Genomic DNA, 7,099 nt, shown 5'->3' with positions numbered 1-7,099 from the left:
CCTGGCGCGAGAGCCTCGGACGATACGAGCGCTTCGTGCGCGAGCGCAGCGATCGCCGCGTGCTGTTGCTGGAGCTCGGCGTGGGCGAGATGACCCCCGGCATCATCACGCTCCCGTTCTGGAGCATGACCGCGAAGCTGCCGGATGCGCACCTTTTGAGCGTAAACATCTCGGGCGGCTCGGCTCCGCTGCAGCTTGGAAGCAAGGCAGGGGCGATCCAGGCCGATTTGGGCGCCCTGCTCTCGGCGGCGCGGACGGCGAAGGTATTTAAGCCTCCTTGTTAGTCTCTTTGAGATATTCCCCGTCGCCCACGGGCTCTAACCACTCGTTGGAGGCCTCCTCGCCCGGAACCTCCAGCGCGAGATGGGAGAACCAGCTCTCGGGCGCGGCTCCGTGCCAGTGCTTCACCCCCGGGGCGATGTTGACCACGTCGCCGGGGCGCAGCTCCTGTGCCGGCTTTCCCCACTCCTGGTAAAACCCTCGACCAGCCACGCAGACGAGGATCTGCCCGCCGCCGCTTTTGGCGTGATGGGTGTGCCAGTTGTTGCGGCAGCCGGACTCGAACGTAACGTTGTAAATGCCGACCTGCTCGGTGGAAAGGAGCGCGAGGTAGCTTTGCCCGATAAAGTACTTCGCGAATGCATCGTTGGGGACACCGATGGGAAAGGCCATCTCGTTTTGGTGCCGTGCCTTTGCGTCGACGGCATCGTCATCCGCCCAGACCTCTTTCGCCATACGGAAGGCCGCCCACGCCTTGGGCCAGCCCGCGTAAAACGCCGCGTGCGTAAGGATTTCCGCTATCTCCGTCCTGGTCACTCCATTGTTCTTTGCGGACATCAGATGATATTGGAACGAAGAGTCCGTCAGCCCCTGCGCCATCAGGGCCACCACCGTCACCACGCTGCGGTCTCGAAGGGAAAGCCCGTCTTCTCGGCTCCACATCTCGCCGAACAGCACATCGTCATTGAGCTGTGCAAATTTGGGGGCAAAGTCCCCCAGGGCATCCCTGCCTGCCGTCTGTTTAATTGCCATGATCGATCTCCCCCTGTCGATGGTTTAGGTGCAAATCTGTTTCCACATTACGGAACACCCTTTGCAATCCCTGTTCTAATGACGAGAATGAAGGTAATACCTAAACCTGACTTTAGGTCAAGGAATGAATTCGAGATTGATTCGGAGGAACCATGTACACAATCGGACAGGTTTCGGAGATGTTCGGTTTGCCCGCCTCAACGCTGCGCTATTACGACAAACAGGGATTGTTCCCGGGGCTGGAGCGGGCGTCCGGCATTCGTCGGTTCAGCGATACGGAACTCGAGGCGCTTCGGGTCATCGAATGCCTAAAGAAGGCGGGGATGGAGATCAAGGACATCCGGCTGTTCATGGAATGGTGCGCGGAGGGTCCATCGACATACCCCAAACGCAAGGCCATGTTCGAGGAGCGGAAGACCCACATGGAGCTAGAGATCGCGAACATGAACCGCGCGCTGGACATGCTGAAGTACAAATGCTGGTACTACGAGCAGCTGAATCAGAGCAACAACGAGGCTGAGCTGAAGGCACTGATTCCCGACGGCTTGCCAGAAGACATCAAAGAGGCCTACGAAAACGCTCACGCTCGATAGTGCCAAAAACGTCCCTTCTGAAACTCAACCATTGTTTAAGATGTCACAACTTAGGCAACAAGACTGGTTGCCCCGGTACGCAACGGGAGGGTCGACGCGGCTGGCATCGACCCTCCCATTTCCCAAACGGCATAAAGCTACTTGCTCACAACCGAGATGCGCTGGGCGACGTGGTTACCGGACTCGATCTCATCGACCATGGCAATCGCATAGTCAGCGTACGAGAGCGTTGACTCGCCGCGGCTGTTGAGCGTGAACTCCTCGCCCGCCAAGATATACTCACCGGTGCGCTCGCCGTCGGCCTGGAAGTCAGCAGCAGGGGAAATGAAGGTCCACTTGAGGCCGTCCGTTTCGCGAAGGTGAGCAAGGACTTTGCCGGCCGCGGCGGACAGCGGCTTCCAGTCATCGGGAAAGTCCGGGCCCATATCGACGGTGACCGTATGCTCGGGGTTGACGAACAGCGAGCCCGCGCCACCCACGATGAGCAGGCGCACATCGGTGCCGACCAGCACATCAGCCAAGTGGATGCCCGCGTCGGTGATACCGGGGATGGTCTCGGGCGTCCAGCCGCCCACGGCGTCCACCACGGCGTCGAATCCTTCGAGGTCTTCCGTCGTGAGCTCGAGTGCGTCCTTGATGACGGAGTTCTGAGCGGCGGTCCTATTCTCGCCGCGTACGATGGCGGTCACGTCGAATCCGCGACGCACGGCCTCCTCAACGATGAGGCTGCCGGCCCTGCCGTTCGCTGCTACAACTGCGATTTTCTTGGTCATCATGCTTTCCTTTCGACCTGCGGCACTCGCCGCCGCTTTCCTTGCAGCTCATACGATACGCGTCAAAGGTATATAATGGAAAGTAGGCACATAATAGTGCTGTAAGCACCAAAAGGAAACTAATGTAAATGACGTGCATGATTGCAGACGGAGGTTTCGCGAATATGACGGCACCGACTTTGGAGGACCTGCCTGCCTGCCCAGTGGAGACAACGCTTTTACTCATCGGCAACAAGTGGCAGGTGCTCATCCTGCGCGAACTCTCGCTCAAAGGCACGATGCGCTTTAAGGAGCTGCAACGCTCGATCGGCAAGATTTCGCAGAAAGTTCTTACCAGCAACCTACGAACCATGGAGGAAACGGGGCTCGTTCATCGTGAAGCGTTCGCAGAGGTGCCCCCACGGGTGGAGTACTCGCTCACCGACCTGGGACAGACACTCAGACCCGTTCTTGACGCAATGAGAGCTTGGGGCGAGAACTACAAGGAGCAGCTCCGCGGCGGCGGGCTTCGATAAGTAGCTCCTACTGGTTACACGCCTACAGAAACCCCTCCGTCCTATCGCCATCACGGGAAACCCTCCTCCTTGGTTCTCGCCGCAAACGGCTTCGAGGCCGCGCTGGCGGTCCCGGCACGGCTGGAGTCGGCCCGCGCGAGCAGCGGAAAGGGACACACGCCCTTTACCAAGGTAGATTGCTGCTTTCGCTTCCCGTTCCTTCCGCAGTATTCTCAAGGCGGATGCGCGGCCCGCGCTCTTGGCGCCTAGGGGGCGTCGCCGTCACATCGTTTCATTCGCGTCTCTCTTTAGCGTTGGCAAGACGTCGGTTCGTGCCGTTCGGGTGCACGCAGGTTTTGATAATGCGCACCATCTCATCGATAGGCGTTTCGCAGCCGCTTTGGATCCAGTCCTGAACCACGGCAGAGAGCCCATGCACATAAAAACTGATGACAAAGGCCCGCTGCTCGCTGGGATAGCCAAAGCGCTCCAACACTGGGTCGATGATGTGCTTCGCTAGGGCCTCGAATCGCTCCTGAGCTTGCAGCGTATGCCCGTTTGCGAGCATCGCGCGATAGATGGAGCAGCTGTCTTGGACGAACTCGAGGTAGGGCCTCAGATACTCGTCGGTTACGAAAACGAGCTCATCGAGGGAAGCCGTACGGATAGCCCCGATCGTGTCTGCGGCGCTTTGTTCAAAGCGCTCGAAGAACTTGGTGTTCACATGCTCCGAACACTCCTTCACGAGGTCAGGGACACCCTGGTAGTGAAGGTAGAACGTAGAGCGCCCCACCCCGGCCTTCTTGCAAATCTCCTTAACGGTTATGAACTCCGCGCCCTTGTTCTGCAGCAAGTCGAGCAAAGTCTCGTCCATAAGCTGCGCCGTCGTAAAGTATCTGCTCTGCTGCCTGTTCACCCAAGCCTGCCTCTCCCTGATGCCAAAAGCTATTCGCCGGCAATTCCCTTGGCAAGCTCCATTATCTCAAAGGCGTATTTCTTCTTAGAGGTTTCCAGAATCCGGCGATACAGCACAAGGTTCACGCTTGCGCCTGCGATACCCAAGATACCAAGGACGATTCCGAGCACAAACAACGTGCCCTCGCCAGGTCCCAGCATACCCATGGTCAGGCACATGCCCGCACCCAACAACAGCGAGGAAGCGATGCCAAAGCTGTAGGCGAAGACGTTCGCAGGGCGCTTTGCTTTGGCATCGAGCTTCTTGAGCGCGGTGAGCTTGGAGGCGCTTTTGGGCGCGTATTGCTTGGCGATCGATTCCGCGCAGATCTTGTCGGTGTCCATGTTTTCTTCCTTTTCTCTATGGCTTGTTCGACAACCCAAGAATAGGAAGAACGCGCAGGCGATTGATGAACACGAGCGGGACGTTGTGTCCATGTTATATCGGCGAATGTCGACACTCACCGCAACTGCTCGGAATGATGATTGCGCTGTATTTCGTTATCAAATGAGCAGTGAAAAACGGCATAAAAGAGGCCTACGGTGCTGTCACTGGCAAGAATACCGCCGAAGATATCCAAAACGAAAAAGAGTTGAAAGAACTTGGATTGGATCAAGAGGATCGATAAATCCAGTTTCGCTGCCCCTAAAACGGCCTTGCTTTGCCCTCGGGGACAATGATGCTCACTCATTCATTTGAATTCGTCTTGAGGAGCGCCTTAACGTGCAGGTCGTAACGTGTGGCATAGAGAGGTCGTCCCCTGCGCTTTATCCTTCGCGCGCCCGTGCTTACCTTGATAAGGTCGGCATCACGAAAGAGCATCGCTTCCTCGAGGTATCTATTACGGCGTTTCAGTCTATCGCCTTTCAAGAGCTGCTCCTAAAACTCGAATCTGATTACACTTTTGGGAGTTTCATAACTCTGCGCCACAAGATGAGCAAAGAACGCACCTCGAGATGAATCGACTAAAGGAATTACGCACCTGCCGGGAGGCAGGCAGCCTGCTCGATCATCGCGGACTGCCAATTGATAAACCCCAAAAGCCGGACCGCACGGCGGCGCCCGTTTCGCTAAATCGGCTTGATGGAATGGCGGATCACGGTCTTGAGCTTCTCCGGCACACACTTGCGCGGATCGGAAAGGTAGATTTCGTGATGCAGGCGGAATTCGGAGAAGTCGGGGGCGTAGCCCCGTTCCGCTGCAAATGTGCGCATGGCGTCTATGGTCGTCGTCTCGTCGTCGTAAGGCCCAGTGTGCATGCACTGAACGCAAAGGCCCTCGTCGACCCTCAGCAGCTCGACCGCCGAGAAGTCCAGCTTCTTCTTGGTGGCAGCTTCCGAAACGGCCCAGTCGAAATCCTCGCGAGTGACGAAATCGGGCAGGCGGATGCACGAGATAAAGTTGAAGTCGTCCTTCCTCGTGTAATCGATCTCGCCATCGGCGCGGTCTTGCCACCAGAAGCCCTCGAGTGGCGGCACGACGAAGTCGAAATAGCCTTCGATTTCACGCGGTCCCTTCTTCGACATCTTGATGGCATAGGCAACGCCGTAGGGCATCGGCAGCGCGTTCTGCTACGCGCCGCCTTCGGCATTGGGATCGCCCTTGCCCCGCACGGCAACGTAGCTCATAGACGGAACGATCAGAATGCTCGGCTTGTCAGGCGGTTTGCCCGCGATGTTGTAGCGCACCGTAGACGCTGATGGAGATGGCTGCGCGCAGGCACGAGTGCGCCGCCGCACCTCATGGCCTATTTCTCGGGTATTTGGGGCGCGCGGCGTTCAAAAATGTGAAGCGGTTCTGCATGCTCGGGGTTGAGCCGAGGTGCCCTACTTCTCGCCCTCCAGCAGCCCCACGATACGGTCGATGTCGACGGCGAAGTGGGGCCTTCCCTCGCGCTCGTAGCGGTCGAGGTACGCCTGGCACTCGGAGACAGTGCGCTTGGTGTTGCCGTCGATGATGCGCTGGAGCGTCTCGTAGTAGGCCGAGCCCTCGGTCCTGAAGCGGCGCTGGTAGGACTTGGTTATGGGGAACATCTTGATGTAGTGGATGCCGTGGCGACAGCCGGGGCGCGTCGTGGGGCGGGGTGGCAACGCAAAGTACTGGTCTTTGGGCACGTTGGGGGCGATGTTGGAATGCAGCGGTACGGCGAAGTCCCTGCGCTTCCCGCGGAAACGCAGCCTCACCACCACGATGCAGGGGAGATTGTGCTTAAGCATGAGCTCGCGGTCGCCCTCGACGAGGTCGAAGAAGTTCTGGGAGATGGATACGACCTTCACCGGTTGCGCCTCTTCATACGAAGTGGGGCCCGCATCGCTGCAGGCCCCTACAGGTGGGCGATATTCTACGCCTTGCGGCACCCCGTCGCCCACGGAGGTTAAACGTACACGTAAGCCGTACTCTGAAAGCCGCGGCTTCCGGCAAGCAGTTTATACCACGAAAGGTCGCTTTCAACGCGCATAGCTCGCAAAATAACACTCGCTGGGCCGTCACCCCTGGCAGTTGCCCTCCAATCTTCATTGGAGTCAGCAGGTCAATTCATATAGTTATGGGGGTGTATCCTAAAGGAAATCAAATTTATACCCCCATAACTAAGGAATTTTCTATTCCCACTCAATGACTAGGGCCCTGGTGTAATTGGCTTGATCACCGTTCCGGGAACCGGTATCGACCTACCTGTCCGCCGAGCTCTTTCTTCAGCTCCAGCCTAGTATCTGATTCGCGCCGTTATAAGCGAAAACCGAAGAGATGCGTCTTAGCCAAGAAAAGAAGGTTAGCCTCATCTTACTGCATGATTCGTGTGTTATAGTTAGATGACTCTAACTGTTTGGGGGCGACAGCCATGCACGAACGCGAGGGTTTCTGGGACAAGAACGCCGGTCGGTATGACCGTTTCATGCGAAACGACCGGGCGGCGTATGAGAAGATGTATGGGCTGATCCGGCCGGTGGTGAAAGCAAAGACCGTGCTGGAGGTTGCCACCGGCACGGGGCTTGTCGCAAAGAGCGTCGTGGATGCGGCGGCGCGCATCGAGGCTACGGACGCCTCTGCAAAGATGATCCTTGAAGCAAAGCGGGACAATCAATCCGCAAAGCTGCACTTTTCCGTGCAGGATATGTTCCGCCTGCCCTATGCGCAGAAGTCCTTCGAAGTGGTGATCGCGTCCAACGCGCTTCACATAGTGCCGCATCCGGAAAAGGCCCTGCAAGAAATCAGGCGGGTGCTGAAGGACGACGGCGTGCTCATCGCGCCAAC

General features: G+C 57.6%; 9 protein-coding genes and 2 pseudogenes. 5 read left to right on the top strand and 6 right to left on the bottom strand.

Translation table 11 applies throughout. The features are described from left to right. Window positions 1-284, top strand: a pseudogene (locus tag DWZ15_RS08725) (hypothetical protein); the annotation flags it as partial. Here the strand turns inward: DWZ15_RS08725 and DWZ15_RS08720 are convergent. Next, entirely contained in the window at window positions 268-1,032 is a 765-nt protein-coding gene (locus DWZ15_RS08720; RefSeq protein ID WP_118450505.1) for a carboxymuconolactone decarboxylase family protein, read from the bottom strand. The pseudogene DWZ15_RS08725 and the gene DWZ15_RS08720 overlap by 17 nt on opposite strands. Window positions 1,033-1,184: 152 nt before the next feature. On the opposite strand from DWZ15_RS08720, the gene DWZ15_RS08715 reads away from it, so the two are divergent. Then, a complete protein-coding gene (locus DWZ15_RS08715; protein WP_118450503.1) occupies window positions 1,185-1,625 on the top strand; it encodes a MerR family transcriptional regulator in 441 nt (146 codons plus the stop codon). A gap of 137 nt (window positions 1,626-1,762) precedes the next feature. Here the strand turns inward: DWZ15_RS08715 and DWZ15_RS08710 are convergent, their stop codons facing one another. Beyond that, window positions 1,763-2,401: an NAD(P)-dependent oxidoreductase gene (locus DWZ15_RS08710; protein ID WP_118450501.1), complete on the bottom strand. Its 639-nt coding sequence runs from the start codon at window positions 2,399-2,401 to the stop codon at window positions 1,763-1,765. Window positions 2,402-2,562: 161 nt separating this feature from the next. Here DWZ15_RS08710 and DWZ15_RS08705 point away from each other — a divergent pair, with 161 nt between their 5' ends. Beyond that, the gene (locus DWZ15_RS08705; protein WP_117862520.1) at window positions 2,563-2,913 is read left to right on the top strand and encodes a helix-turn-helix domain-containing protein; all 351 of its coding nucleotides are present in this window, start codon (window positions 2,563-2,565) and stop codon (window positions 2,911-2,913) included. Window positions 2,914-3,184: 271 nt separating this feature from the next. Here the strand turns inward: DWZ15_RS08705 and DWZ15_RS08700 are convergent, their stop codons facing one another. Next, window positions 3,185-3,808, bottom strand: coding sequence for a TetR/AcrR family transcriptional regulator (locus tag DWZ15_RS08700; protein ID WP_118450499.1), 624 nt, complete (start codon window positions 3,806-3,808; stop codon window positions 3,185-3,187). Window positions 3,809-3,837: 29 nt separating this feature from the next. Next, a complete protein-coding gene (locus DWZ15_RS08695) occupies window positions 3,838-4,191 on the bottom strand; it encodes a dihydropteridine reductase (RefSeq protein WP_118450497.1) in 354 nt (117 codons plus the stop codon). A 170-nt stretch (window positions 4,192-4,361) separates the two neighbouring features. Between DWZ15_RS08695 and DWZ15_RS10895 the strand changes: the two genes are divergently transcribed. Next, a complete protein-coding gene (locus tag DWZ15_RS10895; RefSeq protein ID WP_369833301.1) occupies window positions 4,362-4,475 on the top strand; it encodes a DUF6019 family protein in 114 nt (37 codons plus the stop codon). Window positions 4,476-4,917: 442 nt separating this feature from the next. On the opposite strand, the pseudogene DWZ15_RS08685 reads toward DWZ15_RS10895, so the two are convergent. Both DWZ15_RS08685 and DWZ15_RS08680 read right to left on the bottom strand, forming a co-directional pair. Then, window positions 4,918-5,535: pseudogene (locus DWZ15_RS08685) on the bottom strand (GyrI-like domain-containing protein). A 138-nt stretch (window positions 5,536-5,673) separates the two neighbouring features. Beyond that, window positions 5,674-6,123, bottom strand: a complete 450-nt coding sequence (locus DWZ15_RS08680; RefSeq protein WP_118450495.1) for a hypothetical protein — start codon at window positions 6,121-6,123, stop codon at window positions 5,674-5,676. A 563-nt stretch (window positions 6,124-6,686) separates the two neighbouring features. Here DWZ15_RS08680 and DWZ15_RS08675 point away from each other — a divergent pair. Then, on the top strand, window positions 6,687-7,099 hold a 413-nt coding region (locus DWZ15_RS08675), incomplete at its 3' end, for a class I SAM-dependent methyltransferase (RefSeq protein ID WP_147352328.1).

Origin of the sequence: Collinsella sp. AF29-7AC, from assembly GCF_003475665.1 — a bacterium.
In the GTDB taxonomy this organism is placed as follows: domain Bacteria; phylum Actinomycetota; class Coriobacteriia; order Coriobacteriales; family Coriobacteriaceae; genus Collinsella.
The sequence above is the reverse complement of the archived record's forward strand: the minus strand, read 5'-3'. Positions and strand labels throughout refer to the sequence as shown.